This window comes from Streptomyces mobaraensis (genome assembly GCF_020099395.1).
GTDB lineage: Bacteria > Actinomycetota > Actinomycetes > Streptomycetales > Streptomycetaceae > Streptomyces.
Genome location: NZ_CP083590.1, coordinates 2,656,052 through 2,676,773, shown reverse-complemented (window position 1 = coordinate 2,676,773; position 20,722 = coordinate 2,656,052). Strand labels below are relative to the sequence as shown.

The window sequence follows — 20,722 nt, the reverse complement described above, 5'->3', positions numbered from 1 at the left end:
CGAGCCCCCCTGACCTTGGGCATGGGCGACCCCGGAGAGGTCGGAGGGCGGCGGAGAATAACCGGGAGAACCTGCTTTGAGCCGAGAATCTGACAGTCCGTCCTCCGGGCCCCAGGGCCGCGGTGGTGCCGCGTATCCGTCGGGGACTCAGCCCTACGGATCCGCGGGCGACGGCCGGCCGACCACCGGACGCAAGCCGGACGCGCCGAAGACCGAGACCACGCTGACCACGCGGATCCGCATCAACATCCCGGGTTCGCGTCCCATCCCGCCGGTCGTCATGCGGACGCCCGTGGGCGACGAGTCACAGGCCGGCGAGGCCGCCGCGGCCCCCGAGACCTCTCAGGGCGCGGTGCGACAGCGCGAGGCGGACGAGCGTCCGCAGGCCGCCGCGCCCGCCCGGCGGCCCGAGCCGCCCGCCGCCCCGGCCCCCGAGCCGGAGCGCCCGGCCGAGAAGACCAGCGACTGGTTCGCGCCCCGCAAGCCGGCCGCCGGCTCCACGCCGCCCGGCGGCTCCCCCGCGGCCGGCGCCGACGGTCTGCCCCGCCGCACCCCCGCGCCGCGCGGCCCGGTGCCCGGTACGGGCGCCGACGCCGGTACGGGCCCGGTGCCCGGCATACCGCGCGACCTCGCCGGCGGCGGTGCCGCCCCGCACCCGCCGCTGCCCGGCGACCCGTCGACGACGGGCGCGGTGCCGCGCGCGGGCGTCCCGGGTGCCCCCGGCGCCCAGGGTGGGCGGAGCGGCCAGGCGGGACAGGCCGGGCAGGCCGGACAGGGGGGCAGCCCGTGGTCGGGCGGCCCCGGCCCGTCCGGCGACCCGTTCGGCGGCGCGCAGTCGCCGTACCCGCAGTCGCAGCAGTCGCACCCGACGCAGCAGATGCGGCAGATGCCGGGGGGCGGCAACGCCTCCTGGCCGGGCGACCCCGCCACGACCGGCGCCGGGCCCGTCCCCGGTGACCCGTTCGCGAGCCCGGCCCCCGGCCAGGGAGCGCACCCGGGCATGGGCGGCGGCCACCAGGCCCACGGGCAGTTCCCCGGCCAGGGCGGTACGCCGTGGCCCGGCGGCCCGGAGACCACGGGTGCCATGCCCGTACCCGGCGACCCGTCCGTCACCGGCGCGACGCCGCTGCCCAGCGACCCCTTCGACACCACCCCGGCGGCCGGGGGAGCGCCCTGGACCGCCGACGCGCTGACGGGCAACGCCCCCTCGCGCCCCGGCGGCCCCCAGGCCCCCGGCGGCGCGCCGTGGAGCGGGCCCGGCGCCGGAGCGGCGAACGGGCCGGGTGCCCCGGAGACCACCCAGCAGTTCCCGGCGCCGCCGTTCCCGGGCCAGGGCCAGGCCCCCGGTCAGGGCGGCCAGGCCGGGCCGGGGAGCCAGGGCGGCCAGGGGCAGGGCCCCCGCCTGCCGTTCCCCGTCGGCAACCGGACGGACACCCCGCACGACGGCTTCCCCGTGGTGCCGCCGCCCGTGGGGCAGTCCCCGGTCGTGCCGCCGCCCGCGCCCGGCCCCGCGCAGCAGCAGAAGAAGCAGAAGCAGAGCAAGAAGAAGAAGGGCGCCAAGGGCGCTCCGCAGGCCGGTCAGCCGTTCGGCCAGCAGCAGGGCGGTCAGCAGCCCGGCGGTCAGCAGCGGCCGGGCCCGCAGGTGCCGCCGCCCGGTGTCCCGGGCTCCGTCCCGCCGCCGCCCGGCGCCATGCGCCCGAACCCGGCCGCGGAGACGCTGGTCAGCGGCATGCCGCCGGTCCCCGCGCCGGGCGGGCACAAGGCGCCGGGCGGCCCCAAGGCACCCGGTGGACCCAAGGCGCCCGGCGGGCACACCGCACCGGGCGGGCAGAAGGCCGGGCAGCAGGCCCCGGGCGGTCCCAAGGCCCCGGCCGGACCGAAGGCCCAGGGCGGCCCCCAGGCCCCCGGCGGCCCGAAGCCGCCGCTCGACAGCGGCGCGCCCCGCGTCGCCGTGCCCAAGCCGCCCGTCGACAGCGGTGCCCCGCGCATCGCCGTGCCGAAGCCGAAGACGGGCGCGGCGGCCGGCCAGGGCGCCCCGTCGGCGTCCGGTCCCGGCGCCGGTGCCGGCCCCGCCGTGCCCAAGCCCGGTGGTCCGTCGGTCCCCAAGCCGCCGGGCGTGGTCCAGGGCACTCCGCCGAGCGCCCCGAAGCCCCCGGCCAAGGCCGCCGCGAAGGGCGCGGCCAAGAAGCCCAAGAAGAAGGGGCGCAACAAGCTCGTCCTGCTGGCCGGCGGCGTGGTCGTCCTCGGCGGTGTCGCCTACGGCGCCGGCCTGGTGATGAACCACTCCGACGTCCCCCAGGGCACCACCGTGCTCGGTGTCGACATCGGCGGCAGCTCCAAGGAGCAGGCCGTGCAGAAGCTCGACGCCAAGGTCGGCAGCCGCGCCACCGCGCCGCTGAAGGTGACCATCGGCGACAAGAAGGTGGACCTGAAGCCGTCCGTTGCCGGGCTGTCCATCGACACCCAGGAGACCGTCCGCTCGGTCTCCGGCCGGGACTACAACCCCGTCACCGTCGTCGGCTCCCTGGTGGGCAGCGGCAAGACGGCCCGGCCGACGGTGACCGTCGACGAGGAGAAGGTCGCCGCCGCGCTCAAGTCCCTCGCGGGCGAGACCGGCGGTGCCAAGGACGGAACGATCCGCTTCGTCCCCGGCAAGGCGGTCCCGGTGTACGGCAAGCCGTACCAGGGCGTGGACGTCGACAAGGGCGTCCAGGCCGTGGCCGACGCCTACCGTCAGCGCGTCGAGACCGGCGAGGACGTCCCCGTGACGCTGCCGACCACCAGCCGGCAGCCGAAGGTGTCCAACGCCGAGGTCGACCGGATGATGGAGGAGTTCGCCAAGCCGGCGATGTCCGACCGGGTCACGATCCAGACCGACCTGGCGCACCGCGTCCAGTTCGGCCCGGCCTTCTCGCTTCCGAAGATCCTCACGGTCAAGGAGGTCGGCGGCAAGCTGGTCGAGAGCTACAACCTTGAGGCGATCAAGTCGCTGTACGGCAAGAGCTTCGACGGCGTGCTGATCACCCGGGGCAACGGCAGCAAGACGCCGGTCACCCCGCAGGACGTCGCCGGGGCGCTGGGCAAGGCGCTGCGCGGCAAGACGCCGGCCGAGCGGCTGGTCGTCATCAAGACGAACGTCGGCTGACACCCGGCACGCACGGCGTGCGGAGGTCCCCGTCCCGGTCACCGGCACGGGGACCTTCCCGTACCGCCCGTATCACACCCGCCCCGGGCGAGGCGGGGACATGACATCTGTCATGCCGAGCACACGACGCCCGACACTGCCCCGCGCGCCGCCGCCCGGCCAGGATGGCCCTATGACCATCACCGCAGGGACGTTCACGGGGGACAGCCGGCGCGCGGGAGCCGTTCCCGCCGTCAGCTTCGCGAACGTCAACAAGAGCTACGGCACCGTACGGGCCGTGGCCGATCTCGATCTCCAGCTCTACCCGGGCGAGACCGTCGCCCTCCTCGGCCCCAACGGCGCCGGCAAGTCCACCACCCTCGATCTCCTCCTCGGCCTGAGCCAGGCCGACTCCGGCACGGTCGAGCTCTTCGGCACCACCCCGCAGCGCGCGCTCGAACAGGGCATGGTCGGCGCGATGCTGCAGAGCGGCGGCCTGATGGAGGACGTCCGCGTCCGCGAACTGGTGCGCCTCGCCTGCGACCTGCACCCGCGCGCGTATCCGGTCGACCGGGTCATGGAGCAGGCGGGCATCACCGAGATCGCGGACCGGCTGGTCAACAAGCTCTCCGGCGGCCAGGAGCAGCGGGTGCGCTTCGCACTCGCGACGGCCGGCGCGAACGACCTGATCGTCCTCGACGAGCCGACGACGGGCATGGACGTCACCTCCCGCCAGACGTTCTGGGGCGCCATGCGCCGCCAGGCCGACGAGGGCCGGGCCGTCCTCTTCGCCACCCACTACCTGGAGGAGGCCGACGCGATCGCCGACCGCGTCATCGTCCTCCACCGCGGCCGGATCCTCGCGGACGGCTCCGCGGCCGAGATCAAGGCCAAGGCCGGCGCCCGCCGGATCGTCTTCGACCTGGACGGGCAGATCCCCCAGGACGCCCTGCGCTCCCTGCCGATGCTGGCCGCCCTGGAGGTCTCCGGCCGCACCGTCCGGATCCAGTCCCACGACGCCGACGCCACCGTGCACGCGCTGTACGGGCTCGGGCTCTACCCGCGCAACCTGGAGGTCGCGGGCCTCGGCCTGGAGCAGGCCTTCATCGCCATCACCGACGCCGCCACCGCCGGGGAGGCGGTCTCCTCATGAACACCCTGATCCGGCTGGAAGTCTCGCGCACCCTGCGCAACAAGAAGTTCATGTTCTTCTCGGTGCTCTATCCGGCGGCGCTCTACCTGCTGATCGCGTCCGGGGCGAAGAGCGACGAGAAGCTGGGCGACACCGGGCTGACCTTCCCGGTGCTGTACATGGTCTCCATGGCCACCTTCGGCGCCATCACGGCCGTCCTCATCGGCAACGCCGAGCGCATCGCCAAGGAGCGCGAGAAGGGCTGGGTGCGCCAGCTGCGGCTGACCTCGCTGCCGGGCCGCGGCTATGTGACCGCGAAGATCGCCTCGGCCGCCGTGGTCTCCCTGCCGGGCATCCTCGTGGTGTTCGCCATCGCGGCCGCGGCCAAGGGCGTGCGCCTGGAGGCGTGGCAGTGGCTGGCCCTGACCGGTTCCATCTGGGCCGGCAGCTGCGTCTTCGCGGCGCTCGGCGTGGCCATCGGCTACCTGGCCACCGGTGACGCCGTCCGTCCCATCGTGATGATCGTCTACTTCGGCCTGGCCGCCCTCGGCGGTCTGTGGATGCCCTCCGCGACCTTCCCGCACTGGCTCCAGACGATCGCCGAATACGTTCCCACCCACGCCTACGCCGGACTCGGCCAGGCCATCGAGCGCGGCGACGCGCCGGGCGCCCGGGACGTCCTGCTGCTCGTCGGCTACCTCGCGCTGTTCAGCGGCGCCGCGGCCTGGCTGTACCGCAAGGACACCCACAAGGCGTGAGCCGGCGCGGCCCCCGGCTCCCGGGGGCCCTGAGGGAGACTCGGGGACATGGACGGAAACGGTGACATGATGATCGGCAGGGCCCCGGAGACCCGGCGGCAGGTCCTGGTCAAGTCCTGCTGGACCGTCCTGTACCTCACCTATCTGGTATACGCGGTCGCCGACCTCACCGGCGGCCGGCACTCGCCGACCGCCACCGCGTTCGGCTGGTGCGGGCTCTCCGCCTTCCTCGCCGGCTACCTGTATCTCCTCTTCGGCCCCCGGTCGGGCGACGTCGCCAACCGGGGGCAGCTGGGCGTCCTGGCCGGGCTGTACGTCCTGTCCCTGCTCATGGTGGCGACGCTCGGCGGCCCCTGGCTCACCCTGCTCGTCTACGTCTCCATCTCCAGCGCCGTCCTGCTGCCGGTCCGCCTGGCGGCCCGGGCCATCGCCGCGATCGGCGCCACCGTCCTGGCCCTCGGCCTGCTCAGCGGCCACGCGGACAGCGGCCTGTTCATGGTGCTCACGGCCACGCTGCTCGGCGGCGGGGCGATGACGGCCGTCGTCCAGATGGGCCGCACCATGCGCGAACTCCGCGAGGCACGGGCCGCCGTCGCCCAGCTCGCCGCCAACGAGGAGCGCCTCCGCCTCGCCCGCGACCTGCACGACCTGCTCGGCCACTCCCTCTCGCTCATCACCCTCAAGAGCGAGCTCGCCGGCCGGATGCTGCCGGACCGCCCCGAGCAGGCCGCCCAGCAGGTCGCCGACATCGAACGCGTCAGCCGGCAGGCCCTCGTCGACGTCCGCGAGGCCGTCACCGGTTTCCGCCGCCCCACCCTGGAGGGCGAACTCGCCGGCGCCCGGACGGCCCTCGCCGCCGCCGGCATCACCGCCGACCTCACCCGGGCCGGCACCGGCCACCCCGACCTCGCCCCCGACGCCGAGGGCGCCCTCGCCTGGGCCCTCCGCGAGGCCGTCACCAACACCGTCCGGCACAGCGGCGCCCGCCGCTGCGAGGTCTCCCTCACCGAGAGCGGCGACGAACTCCGCCTCACCGTCACCGACGACGGCCAGGGCCCCCAGTGCCCGCACGGCAACGGCCTCACCGGCCTCGCCGAACGCCTCGCCCTCGCCGACGGCCGCCTCGAAACCGGCCGCGGCCCCCGCGGCGGCTTCCGCCTCCGCGCCTGCGTCCCCCTGGTCCGCGCGGCACCGGAGACACCGGCCCCGGCGGAGACGCCGGAACGCGCTTCCTGAACCGCGGGCCCCTCACCTCCCCTCTCAACTGCACCGACGCACCGCGCGCCGGCCGCCGCCCCCTACCCTGACGGCATGAGCGAAACCTCCGCCGAGCCGTCCTCCCCACCGGTCCGCGTCCTCCTCGCCGAGGACCAGTCCATGGTCCGCGAGGCGCTCGCCGCGCTGCTGGACCTGGAGGCGGACATCGAGGTCGTCGCGCAGGTGGCGCGGGGGGACGAGGTGGTGGAGGCGGCCCGGCGGGCGCGGCCCGACGTGGCACTGCTCGACATCGAGATGCCCGGGCTGACCGGCCTGGAGGCGGCGGCGCTGCTGGGACGGGAGGCACCGGAGGTACGGATCGTCATCCTCACGACGTTCGGCCGCCCCGGCTATCTGCGCCGGGCGATGGAGGCGGGCGCGTCCGCCTTCCTGGTCAAGGACGCCCCGGCGGCCCAGCTGGCGGACGCCGTACGCCGGGTGCTGCGCGGCGAGCGGGTCATCGACCCGGCGCTCGCGGCGGCGGCCCTCGCCGCGGGGGCGGACCCGCTGACCGAGCGCGAACGGTCGGTGCTGCGCGCCTCGGCCGACGGGTCGACCAACGCCGAACTGGCGAAGCGGCTCCACCTGTCGCACGGGACCGTCCGCAACTACCTGTCGACGGCGATCCAGAAGACGGGGGCGCGGAACCGGGCCGACGCGGTGCGCATCGCGCGGGAGAAGGGGTGGCTCTGAACGGTCCCGCGGCTCGGCGTCAGTTGAGCAGCGCCCGCGCCGCCAGCGCCTGCCGGCGCACCGCCTCCGCCGTCTCCGGCTCCACCGGGGCGATCACCTCGGCGTACTCCTCCAGTTCCCGCGCCCCACGGGCGAACTCCCCGCGCTCCACGAGGAGTTCGGCGTGCTCATGGCGGAGCCGCGCGGGGTGGCCGGGGAGGAGCAGGGAGAGTTCCACGGCCCAGAGCCGGACGCCGCCGCGCTCGGGGCGGGCCGTCGCCCAGGCGCGGATGTTGTTGAGGATGCGGAGGACGATCTCCAGGGGTTCGGCGGGCGAGAACGCGGCGGGCGGCACCGGGGTGCCGGTGGCGCCGGCGACGAGCAGCCCCGCCTCCTCCTCGGACAGCGTCCGCCCGCCCTCGAACGGGTCGGCGAGCACATGCCGCCCGTCGGGGGCGCCGAAGCCGACGACGAAGTGGCCGGGCAGCGCCACCCCGTACACCGGCGCCCCGGCCCGCCGGGCCACCTCCAGCCACACCACGGACAGCAGGATCGGCAGCCCCCGACGCCGCTCCAGCACCGAGGTGAGGAGCGAGGACTCCAGCCGCCGGTAGTCGGCGGGGGTCCCGTGGAAGCCGCAGCGCTCGCCGAGCAGCTCCGCGAGGGCCGCGGCCCAGCGCTCCGGCTCGGCGTGCCGGCCGAGCGCCGGCAGCATCCCGGCGAGGCGGTCCAGCTCCATCTGGGCCGCGTCGAGCTCCCGTTCACCGAGCCCGGGGTCGGCCTCGGCGGCGATGAGCAGGCACAGCAGCGCCAGGTCGGGCCGCTCGTCGCGGGCCGCTTCGGCGAACCGCCGCCGGCCGCTGGTCTCGGTCATTCCGGCCTTCCCCAGGTCATGAGGGCCGGCCGCGCGGTCTCCGCGCGCCGCCCGCCGCCCTCCAGGCTTCCCATGGTGATCCCTCCGCGGCGCTCCCCGCACGCCCGCCGCTCAGTGCTCCGGTTCGCGACGGTAGTGGTAGGCGTGGTGCGTCGTGAAGCCGAGCCGGTCGTAGAGCGCCAGCGCGCCCGCGTTGCCGGTCTCGACCTGGAGGTACGCGGCCGAGGCGCCCTCGTTCAGCGCCCGCCGCGCCAGCGCGGCCATGACCCGCGTCGCCAGCCCCTTCCGCCGGTGCTCGGGGGAGACCTCCAGGGCGGCGAACCCCGCCCACCGGCCGTCGACCACACAGCGCCCGATGGCGGCGCCGGGAACGCTCGCGCACCACACGGACGGCCCGCCGGCCAGCACCGCGCGGGCGGCGCCGGGGTTCTCGACGCGCCCGTACATCTCCAGCCACGCCTCGTCCGGCTCGCGGCTCAACAGCACCTGATCGACGTCCTCCGCCGCGTCCGCGACCGGTGCCAGGGCGGCCGTCCGCATCAGGGCGTACCGCTCGGCGGTCCAGCCGCGGGCGGCCAGCCCGGCGTCGAGCCGCTCGTCCTCCGCCGGGTCGCCGGTGGTGACCTGGACGCGCGCCGGGAGTCCCCGCTCGTGGTACCAGGCGGTGACCCGGTCCACCGCCTCCGGCAGCGGCAGCCCGGAACGGCCCAGGGGCAGCGCCGAGTTGGCGCGGGCGGTGAAGCCGCCGGCGGCGCGGAGCGCCCAGTCGCCCAGCCGCCCGGTCTCGGTGGCGGGCCAGCCGCGCGCGGCGACGTCCTGGAGCTCGCGCAGCGTCGCCGCCGGACCGCGCCGCCGCGCCGGGGCGGCCGGGACGACCTTGCCCGCGACGAGCGCGTCCTCCGCGACCTCGACCGTCCGCCCGTCGCGGCGTGTGATCCGCAACACACCATCCGTCCAGGAGGTGAGCACTCCGACGGCGTCGGCGAACCGCTCCGGGGAAGAGGTGCGGTCGTTCAGTGCCCGCACCGACACCCTTTTTCCCACATCTTCGGAACTGATCCGTATTTCCAGCCGTCCGCCCGTGGTGAATTCCACAGCTCTCCCAGCCCCTCCTGTTCGTGATGAGCCCCGGAACGGAGATACTAGGTGTGGGCATCGACGACGCCGCGCTCCCGCGCGAGATGACCCCTACCGAGGAGGAACGACAGCGTGACCTACGTCATCGCGCAGCCTTGTGTCGACGTGAAGGACAAGGCGTGCATCGAGGAGTGCCCCGTCGACTGCATCTACGAGGGCTCCCGGTCCTTGTACATCCACCCGGACGAATGTGTCGACTGTGGCGCCTGTGAGCCCGTCTGCCCGGTGGAGGCGATCTTCTACGAGGACGACACCCCGGACGAGTGGAAGGACTACTACAAGGCGAACGTCGAGTTCTTCGACGAGCTCGGCTCGCCGGGTGGCGCCTCCAAGCTGGGGCTGATCGAGCGGGACCACCCGTTCATCGCCGCGCTGCCGCCGCAGAACCAGTGAGCTGCCCCTAGGCACCGCACCCGGCCCCGTACAGCCCACCGCCGTACGGGGCCGCGGCATTCCCCCTACTTTCACGGACCACTCCCAGCCCAAGAGAGCGAGCAGCCCAGCGTGACCGCAGTCTCCTCCCGCCTCCCCGTCTTCCCCTGGGACCGCCTCGAGCCCTACAAGGCCACGGCAGCCGCGCACCCCGACGGCATCGTGGACCTCTCCGTGGGCACGCCCGTGGACCCGGTCCCCGCGCTGGTCCGCCGGGCCCTCGCCGAGGCGGCGGACAGCCCCGGCTATCCGACGGTCTGGGGCACGGCCGCGCTGCGCGACGCGCTCACCGGCTGGACGGAGCGCCGGCTGGGCGCCCGCGGGATGGCGCACGAGAACGTGCTGCCGGTGGTCGGCTCCAAGGAGCTGGTCGCCTGGCTGCCCACCCAGCTCGGCCTCGGCGCGGGCGACAGGGTCGCCTACCCGCGGCTCGCCTACCCGACGTACGAGGTGGGCGCGCGGCTGGCGGGCGCCGAGCCGGTCGTCTACGACGCCGAGACCTTCACGTCCGACGCCGCGGTGGCGGAGCTCGACCCGGCCGGCCTCAGGCTCCTCTGGCTGAACTCGCCCTCGAACCCCACCGGCCGTGTCATGTCGGCGGACGAGCTGCGCCGCGCGGTCGCCTGGGCCCGCGAGCACGGCGTCCTGCTCGTCAGCGACGAGTGCTACCTGGAGCTGGGCTGGGAGACCGAGCCGGTCTCCGTCCTCCATCCGGACGTCTGCGGGGGCTCGTACGACGGGATCGTCGCCGTCCACTCGCTGTCCAAGCGCTCCAACCTGGCCGGCTACCGGGCCGCGTTCCTCGCCGGCGACGCGGCCGTCCTCGGCGAGCTGCTGCGGATCCGCAAGCACGGCGGGATGATGGTCGCCGCCCCGGTGCAGGCCGCCACGGTGGCCGCGCTCGGCGACACGGCGCACGTCACCGAGCAGCGGGCGCGCTACGCCCGCCGCCGGGCCGCCCTGCGGGCCGCCTTCGAGGGCGCCGGGTTCCGCATCGAGCACAGCGAGGCGTCGCTGTACCTGTGGGCCACGCGGGACGAACCGTGCTGGGACACCGTCGGGGAGCTGTCGAAGCGCGGCATCCTCGTGGCGCCCGGCGAGTTCTACGGCGCGGCGGGCGAGCGCTTCGTGCGGATCGCCTTCACCGCGACCGACGAGCGGGTGGAGGCGGCCGTCCGCCGCCTGGCGGACTGAGCCGCCGGTCCGCGCACGCGTGAAGGGCCCGGGATCTCCCGGGCCCTCACGTGCCGGACGCGTCGCCGACGGTGGTGCCGTCCGGTCCGCGGGCCGGTGGACGCGGCCCCGGACCGGACCGGCGATCCGCTCGCGCCGTACGCTCCGGCCGGTTCAGCCGCCGAGCGGCAGGGACTTGGTCACGCCACCGCCGAGCTGGTCGGTGGGCAGGCCCTTGCCCATCGCGCCGCCCTTGCCCACGGTCTTGGCCGCGCCGCCGACCGCCGAACCGGCGGTGCCCGCCAGGTGGCCTGCGGTCTTCTGGCCGGAGTGCAGGGTGGCCTTGCCGGTGGTGCTGGTGGTGCCCAGCGCCTTCTTGGCGGCGGGCAGGGCGGTGTGCACGACCTTGTTGCCCGCGTCCGTCGTCACCGCGTCGGCCGTCTTGGAGACCGTCTCGACGTGGTTGCCCACCTGGGTGGCGTCCACCGCGGTCAGACCGCCCAGCTCGGGGGCCTTGAGCGCGTCCGCGCTCGCCGCGCCGGCCGCGCCGACGACGGGGGCGGTGCCCGCCGCGACGAGCAGGGCGACCTGGGCGATCCGACGCGTGAGGGGGAGGGACATGTTGCTCCTTCGACGGGGTGTGCTTCGACGGGTGTGACTGTCGTTCGCTGTCCGGCGTGCGGACGCAGTGACTACCGCCCGAGCCCTCCGAAGGTTGCGGTGGCCTTGTGTAAAGAGTTGGTAATGCGTCGCATTATCAGTTCTGTGAACAATCGGGCAAACCAGTCGGGCGTCCGGGGGAGGGAAAAGGCCGACAATCCTCTGTTCACCAGCGGCGCGACCCGGAACCGCCGCATCGGGCGCGGGCGTATACCCCGCCCTCCCAGGCGGCAACCTTCCGTTCCGGCGGATGCCCCCGACGGGGGCACGCTCGTACTGCTGAGCGGTCTACTGGGCGGTGGTGATCCGGACGGCCGCCGCGCCCTCGCCGGCGCGGCCCGTCTCCGTACGCCAGCCGGCCCGGGACTCCTCGGCGGTCCACACCCGGCCGTCGAACGCCACCCGGGTGACGCGCAGCTCGGCCGCGTTCGCCACCGCCCACGACGCCAGCTCCCAGCCGCGCCGCCGCGGCCCGTCGTCCGTCGCCGCCGTCCGCACCGGACGGGCCGGGACGGTCACCGTCCGGGACGCCGCGGCGCCCTGCCGCCCGGCGGCCTCCGCGGCCGGCAGCACCTCCGCGCCGAAGTCCCGCCGCAGCTTCGCCCGCAGCGCCGCCGGGTCGCCCGGCTTCCCGTCGCTGGGGCTGGTCGCGCAGCTGAACGCGGCCGGGACCCGCCCGGTCAGCGCCGCCGCCAGCAGCGACGCCCCCGGCTCGTGCTTCGCGTACGCCTGCGGGAACCCGCTGCGCTGCACCCGCTGCGCCGCCACCGTCAGCGGCAGCCGCGAGTAGCCCGGCACCTGGACGAGGTGCTCGTAGAACGAGCCCGACGCGTACACCGGATCGGTGATCTGACGGGCCGTGCCCCAGCCCTGCGTCGGCCGCTGCTGGAACAGGCCCTGCGAATCCCGGTCGCCGTGGTGGATGTTGCGCAGCCCCGACTCCTGCATCGCGGTGGCCAGGGCGATCGTCACGGCCCGCTCCGGCAGCCCGCGCGAGGTCCCCACGGCGGTGATGGCCGAGGCGTTCCCCGCCTGCTCGGGGTCGAGCGAGTACGACTCCCCGTCGACGAACACGGTGCAGCGCGGGGCGCCCGGGCCGGCCGTCAGGTAGTGCGCCACCAGGTATCCGGCCAGCGCCAGCAGCACTCCGCAGGCGGCCCCGACGCGCAGCAGTCGGCCGCGGCGGACAGCGAAGATCGGGGGCATGCGGCCCACGTTACTTGACGCGGCGGGTGGCGGTCCGCTTCGTCCGGACGCGGTGTCAGGGCGGGCGGCCCGCGGATGGAGGGGACGATTCCGGTGGCGGCGGGTTCCCGACGGGCCGTCCGTCCGGGCCGGGCCGGCCCCCGCGGCTCCGGGTTAGAGTCGCCTGCATGGACCACGCCGCCGCACTCGACCTGTCCCTCGACGCCGCCGCGCTCACCGCGCGCCTCGTCGACTTCCCGTCGGTCAGCGGTACGGAGGGACCGCTCGCCGACGCCATCGAGCGGGCCCTGCGGGAGCTCCCGCACCTGACGGTGGACCGGCACGGCAACAACGTCGTCGCCCGCACACACCTCGGCCGGGCCGAACGCGTCGTCCTCGCCGGGCACATCGACACCGTGCCCATCGCCGACAACGTCCCGTCCCGGCTGGACGATGAAGGCGTCCTCTGGGGCTGCGGCACCAGCGACATGAAGGCCGGCGTCGCGGTCCAGCTGCGCGTCGCCGCGACCGTGCCCGAGCCCAACCGCGACCTCACCTTCGTCTTCTACGACAACGAGGAGGTCTCCGCCGACCTCAACGGCCTCGGGCACGTCGCGAAGGCCCACCCCGACTGGCTGGCGGGCGACTTCGCGATCCTCCTCGAACCCTCCGACGCCGAGGTGGAGGGCGGCTGCCAGGGCACCCTGCGGGTGATCCTCCGCTTCGCGGGCGAACGCGCCCACTCCGCCCGGAGCTGGATGGGCTCCAACGCGATCCACGCCGTCGCGCCGGCCCTCGCCCGGCTGGCCGCCTACGAGCCGCGCCGGCCCGTCATCGACGGCCTCCAGTACCACGAGGGCCTCAACGCCGTCCGGATCGGCGGCGGGGTGGCGAACAACGTGATCCCCGACGAGTGCACCCTGACGGTGAACTTCCGCTACGCGCCGGACCGCTCGGCGGAGGACGCGCTGGCCCACGTCCGCGAGGTGTTCGAGGGCTGCGGTGTCACGGAGATGACCGTCGACGACCACTCCGGCGGCGCTCTCCCCGGCCTCTCGCACCCGGCCGCGGCGGCCTTCATGGCGGCCGTCGGCGGCACCGCGCGGCCCAAGTTCGGCTGGACCGACGTGGCCCGCTTCTCCGCCCTCGGGGTGCCCGCCGTCAACTACGGCCCCGGGGACCCGCTGTTCGCGCACAAGCGCGACGAACACGTGGTCACGGCACGGATCCACCAGTGCGAGGAGCGGCTGCGGGCCTGGCTGACGGCCTGATCCCACACCGCCCGGGGACCCCAGTTCCCGCCCGTTGGGCCTACGCTGAACTGCACCAACGGCAGCGGAGGGAGCACGGAATGGTCAATTCCGACGGGGCGCGTACGCGGCGGGAGCAGCGCCGGGGGCCGGTGCTGCGACGCCATGGGCAGATGCAGCAGGGCACCACGGACCAGCATCTGCTGGACACCCGGGGGACGGCGGACTGGGTGCACGAGGACCCGTTCCGGGTGCTGCGCATCCAGTCCGAGTTCGTCGAGGGCTTCGGCGCCCTCGCCGAACTGCCCCCGGCGATCAGTGTGTTCGGTTCCGCCCGGACCCGGCGGGACTCGCCGGAGTACGAGGCCGCGACCGCGATCGGCCGGGGCCTGGTCGAGGCCGGCTTCGCCGTGATCACCGGCGGCGGGCCCGGCGCGATGGAGGCGGCGAACAAGGGCGCGATGGAGGCGGGCGGCGTCTCCGTCGGCCTCGGCATCGAGCTGCCCTTCGAGCAGGGCATCAACCCCTATGTGAACCTCGGGGTCGACTTCCGCTACTTCTTCGTCCGCAAGACGATGTTCGTGAAGTACGCCAGCGGCTTCGTGGTGCTGCCGGGCGGGCTGGGGACGCTGGACGAGCTGTTCGAGGCGCTCACCCTGGTGCAGACGAAGAAGGTGACGCGGTTCCCGATCGTCCTCTTCGGCTCGGAGTACTGGCGCGGGCTGGTGCGGTGGATCGAGGACACCTTGGTGGCGGAGGGCAAGGTGGGGGCGCACGACCTCCAGTTGTTCCATGTGACGGACGATGTGGAGGAGGCCATCACGCTGGTGACGAAGGAGGCGGGGGCGTAGGGGCCGGCGAGCAGGGGGCGCGGCTACGGTCCCGCGCCCCCGCCCCGCTCGGCCCACCCGCTCCGCGCGCTACCGCTACGCCAGTCCGCGCCGGGCCACCGCCGGCTCCCGGTGGCCGGCGATGGACGCCACCATGTCCAGCACCTGCCGGGTCTCCGCCACCTCGTGCACCCGGTACACCCGGGCGCCCAGCCAGGCCGAGACCGCGGTCGTGGCCAGCGTTCCCAGGAGCCGCTCCTTGACCGGCCGGTCCAGCGTCTCGCCCACGAAGTCCTTGTTGGACAGCGAGACCAGCACCGGCCAGCCGGTCTCCGCCATCTCGCCGAGCCGCCGCGTGGCCTCCAGCGAGTGCCGGGTGTTCTTCCCGAAGTCGTGCCCCGGGTCGATCATGATGCCGTCGCGCCGCACGCCGAGCGCGACCGCCCGCTCGGCCAGCCCCACGGTGACCCGCAGGATGTCCGCCATCACGTCCTCGTACTCGGTCCGGTGCGGCCGGGTGCGCGGCGCGACGCCGCCCGCGTGGGTGCAGACCAGGCCGGCGCCGTGCCGGGCGGCGACCTCGGCCAGCCGGGGGTCGAACCCGCCCCACGCGTCGTTCAGCAGGTCCGCGCCGGCCGCGCAGACCGCCTCGCCGACCTCGTGCCGCCAGGTGTCCACGCTGATCACGACGTCCGGGTGGCGGCGGCGCACCTCGGCGACGAAGCCGACGGTCCGCCGGGCCTCCTCCTCGGCCGTCACCTCCTCGCCGGGACCGGCCTTCACCCCGCCGATGTCGATGATCGCGGCGCCCTCGGCCACCGCCTGTTCGACCCGGGCCAGCGCGGGCTCGTCCTGGAAGGTGGCCCCCCGGTCGTAGAACGAGTCCGGCGTCCGATTGACGATCGCCATGATCACCGGCTCATGGGCCCCGAACTCGCGTCGTCCCAGCCGCAGCATTCTTCCCGCACTCCCTTGTCGTGGTCCGTGAGCGACCTTAACCGTCGGTGCGGCCCCAAGGGACATGGCACGATCGGGGAGGACGGACCGACCGGTGGAATCCGTCCGCCGGCACCCCGGGGAGACGCTCGTGTTCTGGTTCTTGCTCATCGCGCTGGTCGTGGTGGTCGCCGCGGTCACGCTCGCCGTGCTGAGCGGCCGCGACGGCGTGCTGCCCGAGGCGGAGCCGGACCGCACGGCCTGGTCGCTGCCCCCGGACCGGCCGCTGGCCCGCGCGGACGTCGACGGCCTGCGGCTCCCGGTGGCCGTCCGCGGCTACCGCATGACCGACACCGACGACGTCCTGGACCGCCTCGCCGCCGAACTGGCCGAACGGGACGCGCGCATCGCCGAGCTGGAGGCGGCCCTGGCGGGGGCCCGCGCGGAGGCGCGGGGCGCGGTCACGGACGCGGTGGAGGGCCGGACGAAGGCCGGGAACGACGAGGGGGAGCAGCGGTGACCGACGGAGTGGTGATCGGGCCGGACGGCCTGGCGCGGTGCCCGTGGGGGCTGGAGGACGCGTCCCGCGAGGACTACCGCCGCTACCACGACACGGAATGGGGTGTTCCGGTCCACGGTGACGACGCCCTGTTCGAACGGATATGCCTGGAAGCGTTCCAGTCCGGCCTCTCCTGGCTGACGATCCTCCGCCGCCGCGAGGGCTTCCGCGCCGCCTTCGCCGGCTTCTCCATCGCCAAGGTCGCGGCCTTCACGGAGACGGACGCGGAGCGGCTGCTCGCCGACCCGGGGATCATCCGCAACCGCGCCAAGATCAGCGCTGCGCTGGCCAACGCGAAGGTGGCCGCCCAGTGGGCCCCCGGGGAGCTCACCTCGCTGGTCTGGTCCTTCGCCCCGGCCGCCGGGCCCTCCCGGCCCGCCCCGCGCACGGCGGCGGAGGTGCCGGCGCTGACGCCGGAGTCGACGGCGCTGGCGAAGGAGCTGAAGAGGCGGGGGTTCCGGTTTGTGGGGCCGACGACGGCTTATGCGCTGATGCAGGCGTGTGGGGTGGTGAACGATCACTTGGCGGGGTGCCACGTGCGGGGGTGAGGGGGTTTGCCCCGGTCCCACCCTTTCGCCGTTTCCTGGGGGCTGCGCCCCCAGGCCCCCTTGTCGCGGCTTCGCCGCTCGTCCTCAAACGCCGGACGGGCTGGTTTTTCAGCCCGTCCGGCGTTTGAGGACAGCGCCCGCAGGGTGCTTCGGGGGTGCGGGGGCTTGCCCCCGCAAGAAACGGGAAGGGGCGGGACTGGGGCAACCTCACCGCCCAGCGAACCGCGGCCGCTCCTTCCGCAAGAACGCCTCCACCGCGGCCCGGTGATCCTCCGACCCCCCCACCCGGGTCTGGAGGACCTCCTCCACCGCCAACGTCTCGGCGAGCGAGTGATCCGCCCCGAACGCCAACGCCTGCTTGATCGCGGCGAACGTCATCGTCGGCCCCTCGGCCAGCCGCCGTGCGACGGCCGTGGCCTCGGCAAGCAGCTCGCCCGCGGGCACGACCTTGTGCGCGAGGCCGAGGGAGAGCGCCTCCGCGGCGGACACGTTCCGCGGGAAGAGGAGCAGGTCCATGGCCCGGCTGTGCCCCACCAGCCGCGGCAGGGTCCAGGAGACCCCGGAGTCCCCGGTGAGGGCGACCCCGGCGAAGGCGGTGTTGAAGGAGGCCGTGTCGGCGACGATCCGGTAGTCGGCGGCGAAGGCGAAGCCCGCGCCGGCCCCGGCGGCGACCCCGTTCACCCCGGCGACGACCGGCTTGGGCATCTCGGCGAGGGCGAGGGTGATGGGGGAGTAGTGCTCTTTGACCGTCTCCCAGGTCCGCGCGGTGCCGTGCTCCCGGTCGGCGGCCAGGGAGGTGGCGTGCTCCTTGAGGTCCTGGCCCACGCAGAAGGCGCGGCCGGAGCCGGTGAGGAGGACGGCGCGGACGGCGTCGTCCTCCGCGGCCCGCAGGACGGCGTCGCGGAGGGCCGCCTTGGTGGCGGTGTCCAGCGCGTTCATGGCGTCGGGCCGGTTCACGGTGATCGTCGCGAGCCCGTCGGCCACCTCGTACAGCACGGTGTCGGCCATGGTGCGTCCCTCCCTCGGAATGACTGCGGTCAGCGGTCAGCTTGCCTCAGACGGCCGTGAAGCACAGGGGGCCGGCATGTGACCTGCGTCAAAGAAGTCAAAGAATCGTTCCTCTGTACGGGTGCGCAGTTACCGGGCAGGCACAGGGCAATCGCCGAATTGGGTGGTTTTGCCGGAGCGTGTTGCCGAAGGGATGCCGACCGATGTTGGTCATTGGGTCGCGCGATGCGGGATAATGGCCTGGAAGCAATGTGTTCGATGCCGGTGACACGTGCCCTTCGGAGGGGTCGTCGGCTGACGATGAGCTGGTTTCAGGAAGGGGAACGAGCATGGCGGCCATGAAGCCGCGGACGGGCGACGGCCCGCTCGAGGTGACCAAGGAGGGGCGGGGCATCGTCATGCGGGTTCCGCTCGAGGGCGGCGGTCGTCTCGTCGTCGAGCTGACCCCGGACGAGGCGTCGGCTCTTGCCGATGCCCTGAAGAACGTCGTCGGCTGACACCCGGACCGCGGGTCTTTCGCTGACTTTCCCTGCCCCGGCAGCCGGTACTCCCGGCTGCCGGGGCAGGGTTTTCTCGTATTCCGGACGGTTTCCGGGCGATTCCCGGAAGGACCGCCCTCCCGTCGGCCGGCGGCCGCCCCGGGGGCCCGGCCCCGTCAGCCCCGCCGGGCCGCGCACAGCAGCCCGTCGCCCACCGGCAGCAGCGACGGCAGCAGTACCGCCGACTCCCGGACCACCCTCAGGAGTTCGCGCAGGCGCAGCACCTCCGCCGGCTGGGCGGCCGAGTCCACCGTCCGGCCGTCCGCGAAGACGCCCTCGAAGCAGACCACCCCGCCGGGGCGCAGCAGGCGCAACGATTCCGCTAGGTAGTCGAGGTACTCCAGCCGGTCACCGTCGCAGAACACCAGGTCGTATCCGCCGTCCGCCAGGCGCGGCAGCACCTCCAGGGCGCGGCCGGGGATGAACCGGGCGCGGTTGCCGGCGAAGCCGGCGGCGCGGAACGCCTGCCGGGCGAACTGCTGGCACTCGGGGTCGCTGTCCACGGTGGTGAGGACGCCGTCCGGCCGCATGCCGTGCAGGAGGTGCAGGCCGGAGACGCCGGTGCCGGTGCCGATCTCCGCGACGGCCTTGGCGTCCACGGCGGCGGCCAGCAGGCGCAGTGCGGAGCCGGTGCCGGACGACACCGAGCGGAGCCCTGCCTCGTGGGCCCGGTCGCGTGCCCAGAGCAGCGCGGGGTCCTCGATGTGCTCGACGCCGTACGCATCGGCGAACGCCCAGCTCGTCTGCCGGTTGCCGGTAATGGCCCTCTCCTGTCCCCATGTGTCGACGCAACGGTGACTGTATCCGCTGCTGTCGGGAACCCGCAGATGGGACCATGCGTTGACGGGGTGTGAGGGAGCGTGGGGAGAGTGGGGCGGAGGCTCGTCGGCCCTGAGGAGGGCCGGGCCGCGGATCAATCCCAAAAGCAGGTCAAAATTCCTTATCCGGAGCTAACGGGCGAGGTGGATATGGTAGGGGCTCCACTGGACACCACCAGAGCCGACAGGGGAGGTGCGGCTTCGAACGGTGACCGCCGGGGAGTGCTGAGGCGCTTCCGCCGGTCCGCCGCGGAGCCGAAATCCGTGACCGACACCGCTGACCGTTCCGCCGCCCGCAAGACCGCGACCGCGACGTTCGCCACCGACGCGGACGCGCCGGCGTGGACTCCTCCCACCTGGGAGGAGATCGTCAGCACGCACAGCGCACGGGTCTACCGCCTCGCCTACCGCCTGACGGGGAATCAGCACGACGCCGAGGACCTGACCCAGGAGGTCTTCGTCCGGGTCTTCCGTTCGCTGTCCACGTACACGCCGGGGACGTTCGAGGGCTGGCTGCACCGCATCACCACCAACCTGTTCCTCGACATGGTCCGCCGCCGCCAGCGCATCCGCTTCGACGCGCTGGGCGACGACGCGGCCGAGCGGCTCCCCAGCCGCGAGCCCTCCCCGCAGCAGCACTTCAACGACACGCACTTCGACGCGGACGTGCAGCAGGCGCTGGACACGCTGGCGCCCGAGTTCCGCGCCGCGGTGGTCCTCTGCGACATCGAGGGCCTCTCCTACGAGGAGATCGCGGCGACCCTCGGGGTGAAGCTGGGCACCGTCCGCAGCCGTATCCACCGCGGCCGTTCCCATTTGCGCAAGGCGCTGCGGCACCGCTCGCCCTCCGCCCGCGCCGAGCAGCGGGCCCTGGCCGGGGCGGCCCCCGGCGCCCGACTGAGTGGGGAGGTCGGGATCGCGTGACCGGTTCAGGCGGTCAGTCCCCCGCCGAGATCCATCTCGGCGACCGCCTCGCGGCCCTGGTCGACGGGGAGTTGGGACACGATGCGCGGGAGCGGGTGCTCGCCCACCTGGCCACCTGCTGGACCTGCAAGGCGGAGGCCGACGCACAGCGTCGGCTCAAGAGCGTGTTCGCGGAGGCGGCGGCGCCGCAGCTCTCGGAAGGGCTGCTGGCCCGCCTCCAGAGCCTGCCGGCCATGGGCCCGGACGGCCCCGCGGGGCCGGGGCGGGTGACCGACGACGCCCCCGGCGGCCCGGGCGGCGCCGAGCGCGGCGACGGCTTCGGCCCGCGGGCGGACGCCTTCGCCCTCCTGCCGGCGGGCGCCCTGACGGCCCGTGACCGCGGCTTCCGCGTCCACGAGGTGGGACGGAGTCCGTCGCGCGGCCGGCGGTTCGCCTTCGCGGCGGCGGGGGCCGTCACGATAGCGGCGTTCGCCCTGGTCGGTGCCGAGCCGCTGCGGACCGCCGTGGAGGCGCCGCGGGCCCGTCCGGAGAACCCCAGAGTGGCTCACCCGCTCAACCCGCTCGCCCTGTCCGCTCCCGGTGGCGGCACCGGTGAGGGCCGCCGGCCGGACCGGGGCCGCCCGGGCGGCACCCGCACCCCCGCGCCGGACTCCGGGCAGCCCGCCCGGCCGTCCGTGACCCGGGCCGTGCTGGTCCTACCGCCCGCCCTGCCGGTCGCCGTCCCCTTCCGGATGCCCCGGCAGGCGGTCGGCACACGCTGACACGTCCGCTGATGCGCACCTGACAGGCCGGGTACCCTGCTCCGCGCCCACCGGCACCTGGTTGAATCGCCGGTGGGCCGGGCATCCCGCTGGATGCCACGGCTCGTGGACGCATCGTGGGGGGAGCAGAGATGAACGAGGGCAA

Annotated in this window: 21 protein-coding genes; 14 read left to right on the top strand and 7 right to left on the bottom strand. The window is 74.5% G+C overall.

Annotated features, from left to right (window positions below):
• The first annotated feature begins 76 nt into the window (after window positions 1-76).
• The 5 genes from K7I03_RS11305 to K7I03_RS11285 all read left to right on the top strand — a co-directional run bounded on the left by K7I03_RS11305 (window position 77) and on the right by K7I03_RS11285 (window position 6,964).
• Window positions 77-3,145, top strand: coding sequence for a hypothetical protein (locus tag K7I03_RS11305; RefSeq protein WP_185941758.1), 3,069 nt, complete (start codon window positions 77-79; stop codon window positions 3,143-3,145).
• A 172-nt stretch (window positions 3,146-3,317) separates the two neighbouring features.
• On the top strand, window positions 3,318-4,277 hold the full coding sequence (locus K7I03_RS11300; RefSeq protein WP_185941757.1) for an ABC transporter ATP-binding protein: 960 nt from the start codon (window positions 3,318-3,320) through the stop codon (window positions 4,275-4,277).
• The gene (locus tag K7I03_RS11295; protein WP_185941756.1) at window positions 4,274-5,014 is read left to right on the top strand and encodes an ABC transporter permease; all 741 of its coding nucleotides are present in this window, start codon (window positions 4,274-4,276) and stop codon (window positions 5,012-5,014) included. The genes K7I03_RS11300 and K7I03_RS11295 overlap by 4 nt, the downstream gene beginning before the upstream one ends.
• Before the next feature lie 48 nt (window positions 5,015-5,062).
• Window positions 5,063-6,250, top strand: a complete 1,188-nt coding sequence (locus tag K7I03_RS11290) for a sensor histidine kinase (protein WP_224346996.1) — start codon at window positions 5,063-5,065, stop codon at window positions 6,248-6,250.
• A gap of 75 nt (window positions 6,251-6,325) precedes the next feature.
• Window positions 6,326-6,964, top strand: a complete 639-nt coding sequence (locus K7I03_RS11285) for a response regulator transcription factor (protein ID WP_185941755.1) — start codon at window positions 6,326-6,328, stop codon at window positions 6,962-6,964.
• A gap of 19 nt (window positions 6,965-6,983) precedes the next feature.
• Here K7I03_RS11285 and K7I03_RS11280 read toward each other — a convergent pair whose 3' ends face one another.
• Together K7I03_RS11280 and K7I03_RS11275 are read right to left on the bottom strand one after the other, a co-directional pair.
• Window positions 6,984-7,817 (bottom strand): transglutaminase-like domain-containing protein, encoded by an 834-nt coding sequence (locus K7I03_RS11280; protein WP_185941754.1) that lies wholly within the window; start codon window positions 7,815-7,817, stop codon window positions 6,984-6,986.
• A gap of 111 nt (window positions 7,818-7,928) precedes the next feature.
• Complete coding sequence (locus tag K7I03_RS11275) at window positions 7,929-8,912, bottom strand: GNAT family N-acetyltransferase (RefSeq protein ID WP_185941753.1); 984 nt, start codon at window positions 8,910-8,912, stop codon at window positions 7,929-7,931.
• A 114-nt stretch (window positions 8,913-9,026) separates the two neighbouring features.
• On the opposite strand from K7I03_RS11275, the gene fdxA reads away from it, so the two are divergent.
• Window positions 9,027-9,347, top strand: a complete 321-nt coding sequence (fdxA, locus tag K7I03_RS11270) for a ferredoxin (RefSeq protein WP_004950253.1) — start codon at window positions 9,027-9,029, stop codon at window positions 9,345-9,347.
• Between the two features lie 111 nt (window positions 9,348-9,458).
• Window positions 9,459-10,580, top strand: a complete 1,122-nt coding sequence (gene dapC, locus K7I03_RS11265; RefSeq protein ID WP_185941752.1) for a succinyldiaminopimelate transaminase — start codon at window positions 9,459-9,461, stop codon at window positions 10,578-10,580.
• Window positions 10,581-10,733: 153 nt separating this feature from the next.
• Here dapC and K7I03_RS11260 read toward each other — a convergent pair whose 3' ends face one another.
• Window positions 10,734-11,180 (bottom strand): ATP-binding protein, encoded by a 447-nt coding sequence (locus K7I03_RS11260; RefSeq protein ID WP_185941751.1) that lies wholly within the window; start codon window positions 11,178-11,180, stop codon window positions 10,734-10,736.
• Window positions 11,181-11,507: 327 nt separating this feature from the next.
• The gene (locus K7I03_RS11255) at window positions 11,508-12,425 is read right to left on the bottom strand and encodes a hypothetical protein (RefSeq protein WP_185941750.1); all 918 of its coding nucleotides are present in this window, start codon (window positions 12,423-12,425) and stop codon (window positions 11,508-11,510) included.
• Window positions 12,426-12,592: 167 nt separating this feature from the next.
• On the opposite strand from K7I03_RS11255, the gene dapE reads away from it, so the two are divergent.
• Both dapE and K7I03_RS11245 read left to right on the top strand, forming a co-directional pair.
• Entirely contained in the window at window positions 12,593-13,675 is a 1,083-nt protein-coding gene (dapE, locus tag K7I03_RS11250; protein WP_224346995.1) for a succinyl-diaminopimelate desuccinylase, read from the top strand.
• 80 nt (window positions 13,676-13,755) lie between these two features.
• Entirely contained in the window at window positions 13,756-14,505 is a 750-nt protein-coding gene (locus K7I03_RS11245) for an LOG family protein (protein WP_185941748.1), read from the top strand.
• A 75-nt stretch (window positions 14,506-14,580) separates the two neighbouring features.
• Here the strand turns inward: K7I03_RS11245 and folP are convergent, their stop codons facing one another.
• The gene (gene folP / locus K7I03_RS11240; protein ID WP_185941747.1) at window positions 14,581-15,441 is read right to left on the bottom strand and encodes a dihydropteroate synthase; all 861 of its coding nucleotides are present in this window, start codon (window positions 15,439-15,441) and stop codon (window positions 14,581-14,583) included.
• Window positions 15,442-15,571: 130 nt separating this feature from the next.
• Here folP and K7I03_RS11235 point away from each other — a divergent pair, with 130 nt between their 5' ends.
• Together K7I03_RS11235 and K7I03_RS11230 are read left to right on the top strand one after the other, a co-directional pair.
• Complete coding sequence (locus tag K7I03_RS11235; RefSeq protein WP_185941746.1) at window positions 15,572-15,940, top strand: hypothetical protein; 369 nt, start codon at window positions 15,572-15,574, stop codon at window positions 15,938-15,940.
• Window positions 15,937-16,527, top strand: coding sequence for a DNA-3-methyladenine glycosylase I (locus K7I03_RS11230; protein WP_185941745.1), 591 nt, complete (start codon window positions 15,937-15,939; stop codon window positions 16,525-16,527). Before K7I03_RS11235 ends, K7I03_RS11230 begins: the two co-directional genes overlap by 4 nt.
• Before the next feature lie 207 nt (window positions 16,528-16,734).
• On the opposite strand, the gene K7I03_RS11225 is transcribed toward K7I03_RS11230, so the two are convergent.
• The gene (locus K7I03_RS11225) at window positions 16,735-17,535 is read right to left on the bottom strand and encodes an enoyl-CoA hydratase-related protein (RefSeq protein ID WP_185941744.1); all 801 of its coding nucleotides are present in this window, start codon (window positions 17,533-17,535) and stop codon (window positions 16,735-16,737) included.
• A gap of 329 nt (window positions 17,536-17,864) precedes the next feature.
• Between K7I03_RS11225 and K7I03_RS11220 the strand changes: the two genes are divergently transcribed.
• Window positions 17,865-18,032, top strand: coding sequence for a DUF3117 domain-containing protein (locus K7I03_RS11220; protein ID WP_185941743.1), 168 nt, complete (start codon window positions 17,865-17,867; stop codon window positions 18,030-18,032).
• A gap of 158 nt (window positions 18,033-18,190) precedes the next feature.
• Here K7I03_RS11220 and K7I03_RS11215 read toward each other — a convergent pair whose 3' ends face one another.
• Entirely contained in the window at window positions 18,191-18,901 is a 711-nt protein-coding gene (locus K7I03_RS11215) for an O-methyltransferase (RefSeq protein ID WP_078588175.1), read from the bottom strand.
• A 141-nt stretch (window positions 18,902-19,042) separates the two neighbouring features.
• Between K7I03_RS11215 and sigE the strand changes: the two genes are divergently transcribed.
• On the top strand, window positions 19,043-19,816 hold the full coding sequence (gene sigE / locus K7I03_RS11210) for an RNA polymerase sigma factor SigE (protein ID WP_078588176.1): 774 nt from the start codon (window positions 19,043-19,045) through the stop codon (window positions 19,814-19,816).
• Entirely contained in the window at window positions 19,813-20,577 is a 765-nt protein-coding gene (locus tag K7I03_RS11205; RefSeq protein ID WP_185941742.1) for a zf-HC2 domain-containing protein, read from the top strand. The genes sigE and K7I03_RS11205 overlap by 4 nt, the downstream gene beginning before the upstream one ends.
• Window positions 20,578-20,722 lie beyond the last annotated feature (145 nt).